Below are 19,966 nucleotides of genomic sequence, written 5' to 3' on the forward strand. Positions count from 1 at the left end.
AAAATAAAGTATGGATGTACAGCAAAAAGACCTGTCGTATTTCAGATTACGACTGCAAGAATTATTAAACAGCAGCTTTCCCGAAAAGGCGCACGACCAAAAATTTATTGACCAACGGTCTTCGTGGGCTGCCAATGCTTATGAGGAGGCTTTCCGTTCGGGAAACGCCGTTGAGCAATGCAACGAAATAGCCAACTACATACTTTTTGAGGGCTTGCACTTCTCCAAGTTCGACACGGTTTTCAAAGTGGTATGCAATGAATTTGATACTATAATGGCAGACGAGGAACTGCGACCGTTCGCCCTTAAAATGTTTCCCGTTTGTGAGCCTGTTTTCGCAGGATATGAATTAACCGATGATTTCGCCTACGGGTATGAGTTTGATTTACTCTATACCGAACTGACCGGAACCATCTCAATATGGATTGAGGAAAATGGGCTTCAGTAAGCGGTTCCATCTCCAACAGAATATTGATGCCCTGCGAATTGTTTTTAAATTGGAAAAGGAGAAACGGCAAGCCACCGTAGGCGAAAGACTGCTAATGATGCGATACAGCGGATTTGGCGGTCTTAAATTCGTTCTGAACCCCGTAGAAAACGAAATAGACATCAATCATTGGAGAAAAACAGAACACGACCTTTTTCCACTCACGCAGGAACTCCACCAACTGCTCAAAGAAAATTCCGAAGACGATAAGCAATACCGCAGGTATGTGGACAGTATGAAAAGTTCCGTACTTACGGCTTTTTATACACCGCCAAAGGTTATAGATGCCATTTCATCCGCCTTGCGGGATAATGGTCTGCACATTGACAAATTCCTCGAACCCTCCGCAGGTATCGGTTCATTCATTCAATCCTTTTCAGAAAACCCAAAAACCAGTGTTACCGCTTATGAAAAGGACTTGCTTACAGGAAAGATTTTAAAGCATCTTTACCCCGAAAGCAATATCCGTATAAACGGTTTTGAGGAAATCCCCGAAAGGGAACAAAACAGCTATGATGTAATTACCAGTAATATACCTTTTGGCGATACCTCTGTATTTGATTTGTCCTTTTCCCGAAGCAGCAGCGATGCCAAAGTACAGGCTGCTCGAAGCATACATAATTACTTTTTCCTGAAAGGTGCAGATATGCTGCGTGAGGGCGGATTATTGGCTTATATCACTTCGCAGGGCATTCTGAACAGTCCTAAAAATGAACCCATACGCAGGGCGTTAATGCAGAATAATAATTTGGTTTCGGTTGTAAGATTACCCAACAACCTGTTTACGGAATATGCAGGTACGGAAGTCGGAAGCGACCTGATTATCCTGCAAAAGAATACGGCAAAAGAAAATCTGACCGACAGGGAAGATCTGTTTTGCCAAAGCAAGCCATCCGAATACAATACGCCGGGCAATGCGCTCTTTCAGGACAATACAAGAATTATCCATACCGACCAAAAATTAGATACCGACCCATACGGGCAACCCGCCTTAATCTACACGCATAAAGACGGTGTTGAGGGCATTGCCAAAGATTTGAAGCAAATGCTTTCCGAAGATTTTGGAAAGCACCTAAATTTGAACTTATACAAAGGCGAACGGAACGATGAGCCTGTGATACAAATTCCGATTGAACCAAAGGTTACACCTCCGGTTATCGACCCTGTAATCATTCAGCAAAAGCCGCAATTTGTAACAACTCCGGTAGTCCATCAGGAAAGCCCGCAGGAATTAAAGCAACTAAGCATTTTTGACCTGTTTGAAAGTGTGGGCGAACCTGTAATGGTTCTTGCTCCGCCTAAAAGAACTACCCAAACCAAAAGGCAAAGCAATAAAAAAAGAAGAGGCACAATAGGTCGTCAGCCCGACCTGTTCAGCAGTGCAAGGCAGCAACCTTATACGCCGCTAAAATCCAATGGTGCTGCTAATGGAACCAATCAGGTTAACGGCAAAAAACAGGAAGCTATCGGCGACCTGTTTTCACAAATAAACGGTAATGGCCAGTCTGATAAGACAGCCATTACCGCTATCAATATTAATGCTATTCCTGAACCTGCCCCGTATAGAGGTGAACTGCAATCATTCCACCGTAACGATTGTCTTGTGGTGGATAATGGTTGGGTAGGTTATCTGCAAGAGGTGGAAAAGGAAGACAAAAAAGCAATCTTTCATCCATTGCAATTGCCGACCTCACAGAAAGCAAGAGCCGAAGCCTACATAGCCGTAAGGGACAGTTATATCAACCTGTACCAAAAAGAAGCTGAAAAGCAGACCGAACACAAGGAAGAACGGGAAGCCCTGAACCTCCTGTACGATGGCTTTGTCAAAAAATATGGCAATCTAAATGCTGCCGACAATGCCAAGCTGATAAAGACGGACAGCGCAGGCAAAGAAATTCCTTATCTGGAGCGTATCATTGGCGGCGTAATCCACAAAGCGGATATTTTCAGTCGTCCCGTTAGCTTTTCTACCACCACATTAGCAACCGATAATCCCGAAGAGGCTTTAACCGCCTCGCTAAACAAGTACGGAAACGTGGATTTGGACTTTATGTCCGAAATCAGCAGCCTGCCTGCCGATACCCTGAAAGAAGCCCTGCACGGGCGGTTGTTCTACAATCCGCTACAACAGGAATACGAAATAGCCGAACGGTGGATTGCAGGCAACGTAGTTGAGAAAGCCGATGAAGTAAGAGCTTATCTTGAAAACAATCCCGATGATACCGAAGCCAAAGAAAGCCTTACCGCTTTAGAGGAAGCCCGACCAAAACGTATCGAATTTGAGGAATTGGATTTTAACCTCGGCGAACGATGGATGCCTACCGGAATTTATGCCCGTTTCGCTTCGCACCTGTTCGATGCGGATGTACTGGTTCATTATTCCGAAAGCTCCGACGACTTTTCCGTGAAGTGTCATCAGGGCAATATGCACATTTGGGAAAAATATGCCGTCAAAGCGGAAAGCCGCACGTTTGACGGTATTGCCCTGCTCAAACACGCCCTTGTCAATACCACACCTGATATTACCAAAAAAGTAATGGTTGGCGACCAAGAAGTTAAAGTACGGGATATGGAAGCCATACAAATGGCGAATACCAAGATTGATGAAATCCGTACCGCCTTTACCGACTGGCTACACGCACAAAATGATGAGTTTAAAAACAGGCTGACCGACCAGTACAACGATACGTTTAACTGTTTCGTTCGCCCGAACTATGACGGAAGTCATCAGGAATTTCCGGGATTAGACCGTAAGGGAGCAGGCATTGAAGACCTGTATTCAAGCCAAAAGGACACCGTTTGGATGATAAAGCTGAACAACGGTGCTATCTGCGACCACGAAGTAGGCGCAGGAAAAACACTGATAATGTGTACCGCAGCACAGGAAATGAAGCGTTTGGGATTAGCCCATAAGCCGATGATTATAGGGCTGAAAGCGAACATACCTGCCATTGCTGAAGACTACCGCAAAGCCTATCCACACGCTAAAATCCTTTATCCAGGTATTGACGATTTTACGCCAAAGAAACGCCTGCGGATTTTCGGGGATATTAAAAATAATGATTGGGATTGTGTGATACTTACGCACGACCAGTTCGGAATGATACCGCAGTCGCCCGAAATACAAAAGGAAATTCTCGAAATAGAATTAGACAGCGTTGAACGTAACCTCGATGCACTGAAATCGCAGGGCAAAGAAGTGACAAGGGGAATGCTCGCAGGGGTAATCAAACGGAAAGAAAATCTTGAAGTAAAGCTGAAAACGCTGCAACACGATATTGAAAACCGCAAAGATGATATTGTGGACTTTAAGATGATGGGCATAGACCATTTGTTTGTGGACGAAAGCCACCAGTTCAAAAACCTGATGTTCAACACCCGTCATACACGGGTTGCCGGACTGGGGAACGTGGACGGCAGCCAAAAGGCACTGAACCTGCTTTTTGCAATCCGCACCATTCAGGAGCGTACCAATGCGGATATGGGGGCAACCTTTCTTTCGGGTACAACTATCAGCAATTCATTAACGGAGCTGTACCTGCTGTTTAAATACCTGCGCCCCCGTGCACTGGAAAAACAGGGCATTCATTCTTTTGATGCGTGGGCAGCTATCTATGCAAGGAAAACGACCGATTATGAATTTTCGGTAGCTAACAATATTGTCGCTAAAGAACGTTTCCGCTACTTTATCAAAGTGCCGGAACTGGCGCAGTTCTATTCTGAAATCACGGATTACAGAACGGCAAAGGATATTGGTATAGACCGCCCCAACAAGAACGAGGTATTGTACAATATACCGCCAACACCCGACCAAGAAGCCTTTATACAAAGCCTGATGCAGTTTGCCAAAACGGGCGATGCAACTTTGCTCGGTAGAGAACCTTTATCGCAAAGGGAAGAAAAAGCAAAGATGCTCATTGCTACGGACTACGCCCGTAAGATGTCGCTCGATATGCGTATGGTAAGTGGTATCTACGACGACCATCCCGACAACAAGGCTTCGCATTGTGCCGCAAACATTGCCAAGTATTACAACCAGTTCAACGCACAGAAAGGAACACAGTTCGTTTTCTCTGATTTGGGAACCTACAAGCCGGGCGAATGGAATGTGTACTCCGAAATCAAACGCAAGCTCGTGGAAGACCACGGCATACCTGCACACGAAGTCCGGTTTATTCAGGAAGCGAAAAATGATAAGCAACGCAGGGAACTTATCAACGGGATGAATGAGGGTAAAATCCGTGTACTGTTCGGTTCTACAAGTATGCTCGGAACTGGCGTAAACGCACAGAAAAGAGCCGTTGCCGTTCATCATTTAGATACGCCGTGGCGACCGTCTGACCTTGCCCAAAGGGACGGGCGGGCAATCCGTAAAGGCAACGAGATTGCCAAATTCTTTGCCGATAATAAAGTGGCTGTGATTATCTATGCCGTTGAAAAATCGTTGGATAGCTACAAATTCAACCTGCTGTACAATAAGCAGCTTTTCATCGACCAGTTAAAGACCAACAACCTGACCAAAAGAACGATTGACGAGGGAAGTATGGACGAAAAATCGGGAATGAACTTTTCGGAATACGTGGCAATACTGTCGGGAAATACAGACCTGTTGGATAAAGCCAAACTGGAAAAACAGATTGCCGGACTGGAAAGCGAAAAGCAGGCGTTCAACCGTTCTAAATCCAGTGCCAAATTTAAGGTGCAGGATTATACAGAAATGTTGCAAAGCACTCAATCCCGTTTGAACCGGATGAGTACCGACTGGGAAAACTTACAGCAACGCCTGCAAAAGCGTTCGGACGGTACAATAGAAAATCCTGTGTTGTTGGATGGTTTGCCGCCTAATGCAAATCCGAAACAAATCGGTGCGAAGCTGAACGAGATTGCGGACAAAGCCCGCACCGCAGGTCAGTATGAAGAGATAGGCAGCTTGTATGGCTTTACGTTGTTGGTAAAAACAGAAATGTCAGAAAAAGAAGGTGCGGATATTCGGGTAAACCGATTTTTAGTGCAGGGCGAAGGAAATATCAAATACACCTACAATAACGGCTTAATGGCAAAAGACCCCGAAACTGCTGCAATGAATTTTCTAAGGGCTTTGGAAAAATTGCCGGGCTTTGTGAAGCAGGAACAGGAGAAAATTGCTGAAATACAAAAAGACCTGCCTATACTTCAGGAAGTGGTTAACGGTACTTGGTCTAAGGAAAGCCGATTGAGTGAGCTTAAAACGGAACTGGCTGCCGTAGAAAGAAAGATACAGCTATCCATTACACCGGAAACCAAACAAGATGTTCCGGAGCAGGCAGAAAAGCAGAACGAAGCCCCAAAGGTTCAGGAAAGCATTATACGGACAAAAGGTATTCATTTGCCTCGTGGCGTATTGTAATGCTTGTTTACTTTTCGTCCTGTTCGTCCATTTTCTTTATCAGGGCTTCACACAAGCTGTCAAGGAATTTTGTTCGGTTCATCTTTCTGGCTTTTAATTCCATAAACGTGTGGTAAAAATCGCCTAATTCAATATTAAAGGCAGTTTCAAATGTTTTGGCAATCAATTTTATATCGGCATTTCCGTTGTTGAATACCCCTTGTGCATAGAGGGCATATATCAACTCGGTCAATGCCGTTTTGCTTGCTGTCCAATTAAGTGTAGAATTGTCTGATATTTTTTTATGATTGCTGTTTAGCTGGTCTTCGATATACACCTGTATCAAATCATTGGCAATTATCTTGGCTACTTTATAATCGTGCGAAGTAGAAAAACGATGGTCTGCCTCAAAATAAAAAGTGTCCAACCATAACCTTATATCATGCTTTCCACGTACAAAAAACTTCTCATCAACGAAAGAATTATTGCTGCGGTAATATTTGTAAAAATCAAGGTTATTGTCAAAGAACCTTTTTAGCTTTTTCAGTTCTTTGTTCAGGAACTTTTTTATTTGTTTTTCTCCGTAAGGCTTTTTTGTTTCGATTTTATAAACGGCGTTGTAGTAAATCAGCTTTGAAACAATAGTGGGCTTCAGAAATTTGAAAAAGCGAATTTCCTCATTCAAATTTTTAAACCCTCTTTTTAAAACATACTCTTTCACTTCGGATAAACAATTAACAATTAGGTCTATAACCGCTTCTATCCGTTGTAGCGGGCAATCGGCTTCTATCTCCAATTCGTTGATTGCCGTTTCCAGTTTATATAACGTTTCATTATAAAATTTCTCCATGCGGTTATTTTAGGATATTAATGTTTGGATTGCTAATAGAAAAAAATATGTAGGCATTATCCCGGCTCTCATTTATACCCTGTGTTTAACGAGGTAAAAGAATAATCAGGCATCATCTGCCTGCATATTTGAAATGTATGCTTATTCAGTTTGCTTATAGGTTGGTTTAAGCACCATATCGGTTTTTATATATTTATAAGTCAGCGGTATGTTCGCTTATAAAAACTAATTTTTAAGACATCCAATAAAAAACTTGCAGCGACAACAACGGCAAGTATGCCCAATATTAAAACCAATGAAACAGGGGTCATTAAAACGCCGAAAAGTGCAAGGACAATTGACACCACAATATTGCCCAGCGTTACAGCTATTACTAAACGGCTTGGCAGGAAAGACCAAAAATGCTCTCGTACACGGGGCATGTAAATTGTTGCCTGTGCAGAAAAAATCAGGTATAAGAACATTAACGTCTGAATTTGTGGAAACGGAAGTTTCAATATTTTGAGGGCAACCCAAAGGAGGGCAAATGCTATAACAAGCCAGCCCGCAGCAAGGATGCCGGAAAGTTTGGAAATTGATTTAACGTCCCATTGTTCCAGTTTTGGCGAAACCAATGCCCGGTCTGTTCCAAGTGTAATAGTAACAAGGTCATTAAATACGACGATGAGTACAATTAGGCTTAACGGAACAACAAAATCCCCGGTTGCGATATATCCGAATGTTAGGAGAACCGCAAGTTCTACCGTTCTCGTAATCTTAGTAATTGTCCATGTCATCATCCTGCGGTACACCCGCCGCCCGCCATGAACTATCTTAACTATGTCCTGAAGACCGGGGTCAGTCAAAACTACTTTTGCGGAGGCTTTGGCTACATCAGTGGCGGAACTGACAGCAATACCTACTTCTGCTTGTTTGAGTGCGGGAGCATCGTTGATGCCGTCCCCCGTCATACCTACCGTTAAATCCAGCTTTTGAAGTGCCTGTATGATTTGATATTTTTCTTCGGGATAGACGTTGGCTATTCCCTCATAGTCGAGCGGAGCCTTTAGCGCATCAGACAAATCGGCAATCCGTTCCCCTATATTTAATTTTTGGGCGATAATCTTTGCTGTTGCAGGTGTATCACCTGTAATCATTAAAAGGCGAATGCCCAAATTCTTAATGGCTCGCACTAATTCGGGCGCATCTTCTCTTGGAAGGTCAGCAAGAGTTATCAATCCACGCACCGATACATTATCTTCAACGCCTGCTGCAATGGCTAAAACCCTTCCACCATTGGCTGCCATTTCCGCAACCTTATCTTTAAATTGAGGCACAGCACCCGCATACTGTTCCATGACAAAGGGAGAACCCAATATTACCCTCTCCATTTTACCATTTTGGCGTATATAGGCTTCTGAACACTTTTTTACCGGATTAAAGGGTATATATTGCTCACGTATAAACGGGGGCAGGGAGCGTTTTTCTACTTCCTGTAATATGGCTATGTCAATGGGATTCTGTGAAGAATTATCCGTAGTGGTCGCAGCGTAAGCAAGTAATTCTTCTTCACTGTTTCCTGAAAAAGATATGATAGAGGAAATTAAAGGTTTATTCTGTGTCAGCGTTCCGGTTTTATCTATGCAAAGAACCTGCATTGTTGCGGCTTCCTGAATGGCAGTTAAACCCGTAACCAAAACCCCTTCCTTTGCTAACACACGGGCTTCTACTGCATTGGCAACAGTAAAACTTGCGGGCATAGATACAGGTACGGTTGCGATAACCAATACTACAAGGAACGGTAAAAGAGGCAGTATAGCATAACCATTGACAAGAGCAGCAACCAAGAGTAAAGCAGCCAGTATAACATCAATTATCGCAAGATAACGGACTACTGTAAACAAGAGTTTTTGAAGGTGTCCGGGAGCGGATGCGGTTTTTACCAATTCCGCAGTTTTACCAAAGAAGCTGCGTGACCCTGTTGCAGTAACAATGGCAATAGCTTCACCTGTCCGGACTATGGAACCGGAATAAATGATTTCTTTTTCCGAACGAGCTACCAATTCGGATTCTCCGGTTACGGCAGATTGGTCAATTTCAATATTTCCTCTTTCAATGGTGCAATCTGCTGGTATAATATCACCTGTTTTAAGGTGAATATAATCTTTTGGAACAAGTTCTCTCGCAGTAAGAAATTGCCAAATTCCATTACGAAGCACACGCACGGTAACTTGTAAATGTTGTTTCAAAAAGCCGACTACTTTCTGCGCTCTGCGCTCCTGTGTTTCGCCGACAATAGCACTGAAAAGTAACAATACTGCAATCACAGAAGCCTGAAGTATTTTATCCATAACAACTTCTAATATCAGGGCGGCTTCAAGTATCCACGGAATAGGGCTCCAAAGACGTTTTAAAACGCCTAAAAATGGATGTATCGCTTCTTCTGCTATTTCGTTATATCCAAACTCGTCTAAAGCAGCCTTAACTTCTGCATCATTAAGACCCGTACTAATTGTTGCCGTTTCTATATCCGCAGAACCATTTTGATTTTGAAAATTTCCAGATTGTTCTTGCATAATTTTATAGCTTTTTGTGTTAAATATTTGGTGTAGCTAAGGGAAAATCAACACTATTGTTCCTGCTACGATTAGCACTGCTCCAACTGCCGTTTTAAGGGTCAGGGCTTCACCTAAAAAGAGTACAGACAATATAATGGTTAGTGCCACGCTTAATTTGTCAATAGGTGCTACCTGCGATACTTTGCCCAACTGTAATGCTTTAAAATAAAATATCCACGACAAGCCTGTTGCAACACCGGATATGACTAAGAACAAAATATTTTGTTTGGACAAATCGGTTATTCCTTTGGCTTCTTTTCGGGCAAACACAATTCCCCAGGCTACCATTAGAATAACAATAGTTCGTATGGCTGTTGCCAAATCGGAGTTTACGCCTTTAATACCAACTTTGGCAAATATGGCTGTTAAAGAAGCAAACAGGGCTGAAAGTAAAGCATATATCCACCACATATCTATAAGGTATTTTTGAAAATTTTATTTTTAAACCGATTGTAAACCCAAGCGAAAAGACAACCCAATATTAGCCCAAGCACGAGCGGCACTAAAACATCAGTAGGGTAATGAACTCCTAAATAAATCCTGCTGTAAGCGACAAATACAGCCCAAGAAAACAATACATAGGGCAACCATTTTATTTTGTCTTTAACCACGATGGTTAAATAAGTTGCTAATGAAAAAACATTGAGCGTATGCGCAGAAACAAACCCGTAATTGCCACCCCTATAATTATTGACGTAGTGAAGCAGGTTTTCTAAACCAGGTTCATGGCTCGGTCTAAAGCGCATTACCAATGGTCTTATAACCGATGCCGCCAATTGGTCGCTTGCCGTAATAAGTGGCAGGATTAATAAGATTATCCACCAGCTTTGTTTTTTGTACTTATAAATGATAAGTATAAGTAACAAAGCATAGAAAGGCAGCCAACTCAACTTCCCGCTTGCAAACCACATTACGCTATCCAAGACAGGGGTATTGTGCTTGTTGATTTCGAGAAGCAATTTTATATCCAAATATTTCAAAAATTCTATCATAATGTTATCATGTTATAATTGTATTTATGGTTAAAGAACTTATTTACGATTATTGCTATAAGGCTGCCGATTATAGCAGAACCGATTATATCACTTACATAGTGTACTCCTAATACTACCCGTGAATAGGCTACGGCAAGTACCCATAACCATATCAGAATATTCAGAAAGATTTTTTCACTAAATAAAAGAGTGAAGGACATTGCAATAACAAAAGCATCGGCAGTATGACCGGACGGGAAAGACGGGCTACCACCCGATGTAAGTTTCATGATAAGAGGGTCATGTACATAAGGTCGCTCCCTGTTAATGGTGAATTTTAATAAGGTTACAACAATGGTATTCGCTGCTAAAGCCGTTACCAATTGTACAGCCTTCATTTTTAAAGATTTTCTACTTATATACAGTGCAATACTCAATACCAATAGCGCAATCACAACCGCCGTAACGTATGCAGTATCGGTAATGAAGATGAAAAGATTATCCAGTGGTTTTATCCGGTACTGGTTTACCCATTCGACCATGTGTCTGTCAATCCTGGATAGCTTCTGAATGTCCATTTTGAGCAATGTTATTTGTTTAATAAAATATCCGACAAAACATTGCCATCGGTTCCGTTTGGATAACTGATATTTAAAATATCTGAAATGGTAGGTGCTATATCTGTAATGGGAACCTTTTGTCCAGAAGACCCTGCTTTTACTTTCCACCCGTACCATATTAACGGAACGTGGGTATCGTAGGAATAGCCTGTGCCATGTGTGGTTCCTCCGGCTCCGGCATAATCAGCATCAAACCAGCCGGGAAGCAATTGAATTATTACATCTCCTGAACGTAGTGGGTGAACTCCCTTTTTAAGAGCAGTAACATAGTAGTTGTCGGTAATTAATGGTAGTTCATTGCTTGCGTACACTTTATACACCCCATCCATTTTTTGCAAGAGCGCAATACAGGCATTTGTTACTACCTCCTTATTAACCCTCTTTTCTTCAATTAGTGTATTGTTTAAATACAACTGGAGGTTTTCATAATCTAAAATCCATTTTCCCTCTCCGAATAAGTCCGAAAGCTGTTTGTTCAACTCTTTCTTAATACCCTTGCTCTTAAATATTCCGGCAGGAACGTTCATAGATTGCATATATGCAGGAGTTTCGACCGCACCGTGGTCGGCTGTGAGAAACAGCAGCACATTTTCTGTACCGATGTATTGTTCAATAAAAGCAAGCAGGCGTTCTATTTCCTTATCCAATCTCGCATAAGTGTCCTGTACCTCGATAGACTGAATGCCGAATTGATGACCTACATAATCGGTGGAAGAAAAGCTGACCGCAAGAAAATCCGTATTCTGACCTTTGCCTAAGTTCTCGGCTTTAATTGCTGCTATGGCAAAGTCGAGGGTCATTGTATTGCCAAACGGCGTTTTCTTTAGTAGCTCATATCCGTTGGTTTCTTTTAGTGCTGGCAAATCATGCGGAAAGCGGCTTTCCGTTTCTCCTTTATAGGCATTCCGGTAAAATGCTCCATTTGGCAAACCGTTAGTATAGGTACCAATGTCGTATAAGGTAGTCCACGGTTTTGACAGGTAATTATCAGCTAATTTTTGCCCATTGAAATCCTTTACCCATTTAGGTAAATCGTTCATGTAATAATTGCTTGTAACCCAATTTCCGGTTTGACTGTCATACCAATAAGCAGCATTGGGAATATGCCCTGCGGGTAGAATGCTCCCCCTGTCTTTTAAGGCAATTCCAATTACTTTAGATTTTTTGTTAGTAGAAAGCCTCAACTCGTCCGTAACAGTGGTGCTTAGCAATCTTCGTGGCGACATTTGATTTTCCTTGCCAGTCCCTCCAACGCCCTGCACCGTGTTGTCTTCTGTTACATATACACTTTCGTTTACGGCTCTTTCAAACCAATCATTGGCTACTATTCCATTATTTGCAGGCGTTGCGCCCGTATATATTGCCGCATGTCCTGGTGCTGTGAAAGTGGGGATGTAAGGATATTCGGCGTTCCTAAACAGAAAGCCGTTCTTTAGGAATTTAGCAAAGCCGTTTGTATTGAATTTATCATTGTAGCGAAACAGGTAATCGTAACGCATTTGGTCAACTACAATACCAATAACGAGTTTGGGTTTATCAGGCTGCTTACTGACTTGCTGTGCATTGCTAAATAATGATAGCAACATTGCACTAATTGACAAAATCCACTTTTTGCGACTGTTCATGAATGCTTTGATTAACATAGTGAGGTTTAATTTAATTCTACGTGGTAATTATGTGAATTGTGTTTGTTCCATTTATAGCGATGTGTCCAGTAAGAAATTTTTGTACATAATATGCCAATCCCAGCGGCAACTATTACATCACTTATATAATGCTTATTGTTTATTACACGAAGCGCACCAACGGTAGATGCTAATCCATAAGATACATAGGGAACCCATTTATAGCGATAACCATATTCTTCAGATAACATTACTGCGCCCGCAAATGCCTCTGCGGTATGACCGGAAGGGAACGAAGTATGCGCACTTCCGTCAGGACGCAAAGTATGTGAGGTGGTTTTTAATGCCGTAACCGCAGCCATCATCAACAATTCGCTCTTTAGTAAAATGACGGAGCGGTTTACCGGTTCAGTTTTGGGCTTCATGCCAAATGCCTCAAAGCCGTAGGTCAGTAAAAGAGGTGAAAACTGTAAATAATCATCAAGCCTTGTTCTGAAATGTGGGATATGCTCATTCCGTTCTTCTACTATTTCGTTCTTAATGGATTCACGACCGGCTCCATTTACAGCAAAGCCAATCCCCACAAGGCTTACAGGAATGATAAGCTGTTTAAAGGTGTACCTCAATGATTTTACTTTAAACGTGCTGTTGGCATTCGCTAATGTGCTGTCAGCATTTTGTGCTAAGGCTGCTGTTCCGCAAATACAGGTAAACAACAAGAACAGGTATCTTTTTAAAGATTTAGTAATCATAATTCCTGTTTGTTCTTTTTTCTTGAATAGATGATTCGTATAAAAGTCGGGAATACGAAAAGCAGTAACGGAATGCCCGTAACAAAGCCCCCGATAACAGCGATTGCCAAAGCCTGCTGCATCTGCGCTCCCATGCCAATACCAAGAGCCAATGGCATAAGTGCTAAAATGGCTCCGATAGCTGTCATTAACTTAGGTCGTATTCTAAGTGCTAAAGCATAGTTTACAGATTTGTTCACATCGCCACCGGATATGTGCATGTTGTACCTAAACTGATTGACCGTGAATATGGCATTTTCAGCAATGATGCCCACAATCATAATAATGCCTGTATAGCTACTTACATTCAGTGGAATGTGGGTAACGTACAAAGCGAACAAACATCCCGGAATACCTAATATTGAAATGCCAAGTATCAGAAAAGAAAGTACCCATTCTCTGAACAAAAACAACAGCACAGTAAATACTAATAAACATGCTGCGGCAAGGATAGTCAGCAATTCTTTGAAAGATTGTTGTTGTTCTGCATAAGCACCGCCAAAGTTTACATAATATCCTGGAGGCAGGTTCAGGAGTTTGGCAAAACTTCCCTTTAACTCATTGACAGCACTTCCCAAATCCCTTTCTGAAAGCCTTGAAGTAAGCACCACACAGGATTTAAGGTCTTCACGCTTATAATCAATTTCTCCCTTTTCAGATTTTACGGTACAAAAGAACGAAAGCGGCTTTAATGCCCCATCGGGCAAAAATACCATCTGCTTTTTTATTTTATCCATATCATTATCCTGATAATTGGTAACACGCAAGCGTATTTTGCGCATCTGTTCGCCATCCTGAATTTGTCCTACCTGTAAATTGCCTAACATGGAAGCCTGTACGGGCGAGGGTTCCGTAACGTTTGCGTTATCACCTAACACAATGCCCTCGGTATACATTCTTAATTGGTTCTGAAAATCGGAAAGGGAAACGCCGTATTGTGCCAGCTTTGCATCATCGGGATAGATGATAACGGAAGGTCCCGCAGAAATCATTCCGTTAGAAACATCTACCAAGCCTTTGGTGTGGCGCATAATACTATCCGCTTTCCGTCCTATAAATTCAAGCTGCCTTTGGTCATCACCGAATATTTTGACTTCTATCGGGCTTGGGGTACTCATTAAGTTTCCTAACAAATCTTGTATGCGTTGCCCAAACTCAATAGTCATCGCTGGAACCGAAGATTGAATATCACGCCGCAGTTCATTAATTATTTCCGATGTTTTATACTTTCTGTTTTTTTTCAACTGAATCAGGTAATCTCCATAATTGGGTGCAACGTTCCTGAAATCGAGCCTTAAACCCGTTCTTCGGGAGTAGCTTTCCACATCGGGGTTTTTCAGGATGATTTTTTCCATGTCCTGACACAACTTGTCTGTTTCCTCAATGGCTGTTCCACTTGGTGAATAATAATCCATCACAATTGTTCCCTCGTCCAATTCAGGTAAGAAACCTGTTTGCAGTTTACCGGAAGCAAACCAACCGCCTATGATGAGAACACAAATGAATACAACTGCCAACCAGGGCAACCTATATAAATTTGTCAGCCATTTGTATTTGTTCAGGCTTTCTTCTTCGCTATGCGCATGTGAATGTTTATGAGGTCTATATCCGATAATAAGGTGCAGCACGGGCGTTACTATCCAAGTAGCAAAAAACGAACAGACCAATGTTAACTCCATTGTTTTTGCCAACTCCTTAAAGAATGCGCCTGCCAAGCCTCCCATTAGTACAAAAGGCAGAAAAATAACAATGGTACTTAGGGATGAACCAACCATTGCAGGGAACAAATCTTTTATCGCATCCCTTACTATCTCAAATTTGTCTTTTTCGGGGTGGTCTTCATGCCCACGATAAATCTGTTCTATAATTACGATAATATCGTCAATAAATAATCCTACTGCGGCAGCTATGCCCCCCAGCGACATGACATTGATGGTGATGCCGGAAATGCCCAAAGCAATCAAAGTAAACCCCAATATTACGGGTAGCGTAAGAATGACTACCGTACTTGCCCGCCATGAGCGCAGGAAGATAATTACCACGATGATAGCCAGTAGCAGCCCTTCCAATATGGTATGCACTACGCTGTTAATACTTTCATTTACAAACGCAGACTGATTATAGTACGGTCGTAATTTTATCCCTTTGGGAAGCAGCTTTGTTATCTCTGCGGCTTTTGCATCCGCAGCATCGGCAAATTGGACAAGATTAACACCGGGCTGCTTAACCAAATCCACAATAACACCTTGATGACCGTTAGCATTGATAATATTAAACTCCGTTTGTTGCTGCAATTCTATTTTTGCAAAGTCCCGTAACCTTACAAGGCGTTGCGGTGTGTTCTTAACAACCACATTTGCTAATTCTTCGGCATCATTGATACGATTGTCTGTTAAGGTCAGGTATAGTCTTCTGAAATCCGAAATTTTACCATTGGAAAGGACGTAGTTGTTTTGCTTAAAAAGCTGGATAAGGTCATCCGGCTTAACGCCGTATGAAGACATTTTGATAACATCCGGTACAATTTCAAATTCTTTGGCTTTACCACCCCGCAAAATAACTGTTGAAATACCCTCAATTTGAGAGAACAAAGGGCGAACGGTATTCATGGCAAGGTCACGCAATCCGATAAGCCCTACTTCTTCATTTTCACTTTCAAGCGTAAAGCCGTAAACCGGGAATAAAGATTGATTGTACCCTTCAACGGCGATATTCGTTCCTGTGGGCAGAAGATTTTTAATCTCATTTAGGCGGCTTTCTATCTGCAACTTGGCGTTATCCACATCTACACCCCAATTGAAATATATCTGAACATCGGAACTGCCCCTGCTGGTAACACTTTTTACTACTGTTACGCCTTTTACTCTTTTAACAGCACTCTCAATAGGTTTGGTAACTGTTACCATCATCCGGTCTATGGGAGTAGAACCTACGTCTGCAATGAGCTTCACTTTAGGAAACATTACTTCCGGGAATAATGCGGTCTGCATTTTATTGTAAGTAAAAATCCCAAGCGTTACTAATAATAAGCCAATAAACAAAAATGGCTTTCTGTATTTTTTATAATAATTTTTTTGATTCATAAGACCAAGTGTACATTTATATGATTGGGCTATATTTTAAAGCACTTTTACGAGTGCTGTATCACTTAAACCATAATTACCTGAATTGAGTATTTTGTCGCTGCTGTTGAACGCCGGACGTTTAATCTCAATCATGGTGTCATTCTGCGCTCCAATGGTTACAGGAACTTTTACGGCAGTCGAATCGTTTATTAATTTCATCACCCAAAACTCCTGCATTAGCTCATCGCTCAATACGGCTTTCTTAGGCAACATTATGGCTGCGCTATTTTGATAGGTTACAAGTTTTACTGTCGCAATAATGCCTTCAGGAATATAAATATCAGTTTGAGGTTTTGCCATATATGGAATGGTTTGCAATCCTGTAAGAGATTGCATAATGGGCATTTCCATTTGTGCATTAATAGACGTATTGTCAGGTAGTGTAATAATGCAGGACTTATTTTCTTTTACGTATTTAGCATACTCGTAAGGAATATTTACCTGAAAGTAAAGGCTGTGATTATCCGAAATATCACATAATGCACTGCCCTCGGAAACAAATACACCATTCTGTGATTGTGGTATGGCAGTGATAATGCCGTTCATCGGCGCATACACATTGATAAGCCCATAATTTTTATCGTTCATATCTTGGCTTTCAAAACTGCCCAATGCCCTACGCTCTTTTGTTTCAATGGTATAAAGAAGTTGCCCTTTGGCAACATGGTCGTTAAAATTAATTTTCACAAAATGGACATAGCCAGCAACGGGGGCTGTAACTGTATTGCGGCGCAAATAGTGTGCGGTTGCTGATAGTTGTTCGGTGTGTGCCATCATTCCTGTATGGGCAGATATAACACTGACCGTTGATTTCGGCTGGATAGTATCAGGCTCGTTTTGTTTGTTTTTACAAGCCATAAAACAGCAGGTTATGGCTAATAAGGGTATAACTGAAAATCGCATTATCATTAATTTATTTTAAATTTTACTTACCAATTCCAATAGTTATAGTTGTTGACGGCTATCAGTCTGTTAGTCTGTAAAGCCACCCGGTTTATCTGTAAGGAAGCACTGCCACGCAGCACAGTGATATAGTCTATCACTGAACTTTGCCCGCTTGCAATTTGCTTCTGATAGTAGTTCAGCAGGGAATCGTAATCCGTGATTTGTTGCTGTATGGATTGCAACTGTTCATCAATAGAGCGAATGAGTTCTAAGAGTGCTTTTTTGCGGGTTTCATTCTTCGTGTTGAAAAATTCCCTGTCTATATTTGCGGTTTGCTGAAGCAGTCTTGTTCTTTCGGTATTCAGTTTTCTTTGATGCCCGTCAAAAAATGTTTGGGTAAATTGGATGCCCACCTGCCAGCCAAACCGTTTGTAAATATCAGGCGCATATACAGCGTTTAATCCTGCGGATGAGTATAAACTTACATTGGGTCTATATTTTGTATCAAATAGCTTTTTGGAAGTGGCGAGGCTTAAACTGTCAAGCTGGTACTGTTTGGTAAAACCGGATTCATTCCCGTTGCGGGGCGTTGTCATGCTTATATTGACTGGCTTCAGTTCTATAATGGCGGTGTCGGGAATACCGCAGATACTATATAGTTCCAATAAATGAACTTTATAGCTGTTCTTCAACGTTTGTAAAGCCGTTTCCTGCTGCTTCAATTCTATTTCGAGAACTTTATAATCGCCTTGCTTTCCCAATCCATTTGCAGATAATTTTTGTGTAAGACTAATTTGTTGCTCGATAATCTTTTTGATATGCGCAACCGCTTCTTGTTGGTTTACATCTTGCAGGCAAAGCACATATTGGTCTGTAATAAGTTTTTCTAAATCATGCTTGCTAAGCGCAGAATTGTTGTTTAAGATTTCATTTAATACTGCGGTCTGCTCATTAACTGCGTTTACCCTCTGTTTGTTGAAAAGAGGTTGATTCAGCGTTAAAACGCCTCTGTAAAGTCCGCCGTTAGTTGCCGAAAAATCGGAACCGTAATAATCCTGAATGGTCTTTTGCGGATTTAATTTAAAACCTGAATTGCCGGGGTCATTGGAGTAAATTGGGGCAAGCAAATAATTCAATTCAGTACCGATAACTGGCTTTGTTAGTGAAGCAGCTATCCTTTGGGCATCCAGTTTGTTTGCTTCTGATTGAATTGCATTCGTCTTTACAAGGGGGGAACTTTGGAACGCCTGATTGACAAAATCAGATAGTTGTTTCTGTCCAAATGTCTTTCCTACCGATAGCACCGAAACTATCACAGAAAGAACCGCTAACTTTTTAATCATAATACCTTTTCTTATAAATATGTTGAATGTGTGTACATTCCAGTTTTCGCATTATTAAATGCCACATTACCATTGTAGCGACCATTTCTGCCATGCAAAAAATGGCTTTTCTAATGCTGATTTAATTTATAAGGCAAAGGTATCTTTGCGATTTTGGAGAATTTCTGGATTTAGGAAAAGGACATAAAAAACAGGAAATGCGTAAAGAATTTAACCAGCCGTGCGTTAATATCCAGCTTATTTAGAGGTGCTGTATATTCTTAGTTCAGCAACATTTTTCTCTGACTGGGGAACTGCAAGATATAGTTGTTGTAGTTCTTGTGAAAACAACGAAGTTCCAGCCCCTTTAGCAGTTTCAATTTTGTCAAGAGCAATATAAGTATCGTTATCTTTTTGCTCAATTACGTCTATATATCCGTCAGCACAAGAAATATAAATGAGCGCATGTTTCGGGTCTAAATAAATTCCGTCTGCATTTTTGCTAATGTCAAGACTGGCAATTGATTTTCCGGTTTTAGTGCTATAAACGATAAATTTCCCCGGTTCACAAGCAATAAAAAGGTGATGGTTAATTTTATCCAAAGCCATCGGAACATTTTCGGTTGATTCGGTTACTCGCCATCTCGCAATCACTTTATTTGCAGACAGGTCTATTACTTCTATTATGTTTTTTGAAGGAATATTGACATAAATTTTATTACTATCCAACTCAAATTGCTTCGGAAAATCGGCTAACCGAATTTCCCCGATAACCTTATCGTTTTTGCAGTCAATTACACCGATAGCACCGAAAGTTTTCCCAACGCCTACATAAAGCCGCTGTGTAGTTGTATCAAAGTGTAGGTTGTTGCATTTTTCCTCAAATGAAAAGGTTTTAACTGTACTGTATGTTGTGGCATCCAACACTGTAACTTTCCCATCGTTGCCTGTTGCGACATATAACCTGTTTGATTCGGGGCGATAAACAATCCATTTTGGTTCATCAAAACCGGGTAGGCTTCTTATCGGCTTATTATTCTTTATATCCAATATTTCAACTGAATGATTGTCTTGGGCTGACAAAAATAACCTCTGTCCCTTATTATCCAACGCCATCAGGTCAAACCCTCCCTTAACGGTATTCAGTTTGATTGTTGATTGGAGTGAAAGTGAATGCCCCTGTATGGTTAAAACATCGTTTTTGGGTTTATTATCCTCTTTGCCTGACTTATGATTTTTACATGCCGAAGACATGCCGATTGACAATAATGCTATATAAAGGATTTTGGGTGTATTAAAAGTTCTCATTTCTAATATTGTTTTAG

At 41.3% G+C, this 19,966-nt stretch carries 13 protein-coding genes; 2 read left to right on the forward strand and 11 right to left on the reverse strand.

Features of this window, described 5'->3' with window-relative positions:
- The first annotated feature begins 10 nt into the window (after nucleotides 1-10).
- Nucleotides 11-448, forward strand: a complete 438-nt coding sequence (locus tag CBM24_RS16130) for a DUF1896 domain-containing protein (RefSeq protein ID WP_088161944.1) — start codon at nucleotides 11-13, stop codon at nucleotides 446-448.
- On the forward strand, nucleotides 435-5,873 hold the full coding sequence (locus CBM24_RS16135; RefSeq protein ID WP_088161945.1) for an N-6 DNA methylase: 5,439 nt from the start codon (nucleotides 435-437) through the stop codon (nucleotides 5,871-5,873). Before CBM24_RS16130 ends, CBM24_RS16135 begins: the two co-directional genes overlap by 14 nt.
- Before the next feature lie 7 nt (nucleotides 5,874-5,880).
- Here the strand turns inward: CBM24_RS16135 and CBM24_RS16140 are convergent, their stop codons facing one another.
- From CBM24_RS16140 to CBM24_RS16190, 11 genes are all read right to left on the reverse strand, one after another.
- Nucleotides 5,881-6,702 (reverse strand): RteC domain-containing protein, encoded by an 822-nt coding sequence (locus CBM24_RS16140; RefSeq protein ID WP_088161946.1) that lies wholly within the window; start codon nucleotides 6,700-6,702, stop codon nucleotides 5,881-5,883.
- 200 nt (nucleotides 6,703-6,902) lie between these two features.
- The gene (locus tag CBM24_RS16145) at nucleotides 6,903-9,257 is read right to left on the reverse strand and encodes an HAD-IC family P-type ATPase (protein WP_088161947.1); all 2,355 of its coding nucleotides are present in this window, start codon (nucleotides 9,255-9,257) and stop codon (nucleotides 6,903-6,905) included.
- A 36-nt stretch (nucleotides 9,258-9,293) separates the two neighbouring features.
- A complete protein-coding gene (locus tag CBM24_RS16150; protein WP_088161948.1) occupies nucleotides 9,294-9,710 on the reverse strand; it encodes an EamA family transporter in 417 nt (138 codons plus the stop codon).
- 2 nt (nucleotides 9,711-9,712) lie between these two features.
- Entirely contained in the window at nucleotides 9,713-10,291 is a 579-nt protein-coding gene (locus CBM24_RS16155) for a phosphatase PAP2 family protein (RefSeq protein WP_198385925.1), read from the reverse strand.
- Nucleotides 10,288-10,851, reverse strand: a complete 564-nt coding sequence (locus CBM24_RS16160; RefSeq protein WP_157698499.1) for a phosphatase PAP2 family protein — start codon at nucleotides 10,849-10,851, stop codon at nucleotides 10,288-10,290. The genes CBM24_RS16155 and CBM24_RS16160 overlap by 4 nt, the downstream gene beginning before the upstream one ends.
- 11 nt (nucleotides 10,852-10,862) lie before the next feature.
- Nucleotides 10,863-12,536: an alkaline phosphatase PafA gene (gene pafA / locus CBM24_RS16165; RefSeq protein WP_088161950.1), complete on the reverse strand. Its 1,674-nt coding sequence runs from the start codon at nucleotides 12,534-12,536 to the stop codon at nucleotides 10,863-10,865.
- Between the two features lie 8 nt (nucleotides 12,537-12,544).
- Complete coding sequence (locus tag CBM24_RS16170; protein ID WP_088161951.1) at nucleotides 12,545-13,270, reverse strand: phosphatase PAP2 family protein; 726 nt, start codon at nucleotides 13,268-13,270, stop codon at nucleotides 12,545-12,547.
- Entirely contained in the window at nucleotides 13,267-16,392 is a 3,126-nt protein-coding gene (locus CBM24_RS16175) for an efflux RND transporter permease subunit (RefSeq protein ID WP_088161952.1), read from the reverse strand. Before CBM24_RS16175 ends, CBM24_RS16170 begins: the two co-directional genes overlap by 4 nt.
- A 36-nt stretch (nucleotides 16,393-16,428) precedes the next feature.
- Nucleotides 16,429-17,292: an efflux RND transporter periplasmic adaptor subunit gene (locus tag CBM24_RS16180; RefSeq protein ID WP_185291061.1), complete on the reverse strand. Its 864-nt coding sequence runs from the start codon at nucleotides 17,290-17,292 to the stop codon at nucleotides 16,429-16,431.
- A 71-nt stretch (nucleotides 17,293-17,363) separates the two neighbouring features.
- Entirely contained in the window at nucleotides 17,364-18,662 is a 1,299-nt protein-coding gene (locus CBM24_RS16185) for a TolC family protein (protein WP_088161954.1), read from the reverse strand.
- A 237-nt stretch (nucleotides 18,663-18,899) separates the two neighbouring features.
- Nucleotides 18,900-19,949 carry a YncE family protein gene (locus CBM24_RS16190; RefSeq protein WP_088161955.1) on the reverse strand — a complete coding sequence of 350 codons (1,050 nt, stop codon included), beginning with the start codon at nucleotides 19,947-19,949 and terminating at the stop codon, nucleotides 18,900-18,902.
- Between the last annotated feature and the right edge of the window lie 17 nt (nucleotides 19,950-19,966).

The organism is Sphingobacterium sp. G1-14, assembly GCF_002196555.1.
In the GTDB taxonomy this organism is placed as follows: domain Bacteria; phylum Bacteroidota; class Bacteroidia; order Sphingobacteriales; family Sphingobacteriaceae; genus Sphingobacterium; species Sphingobacterium siyangense.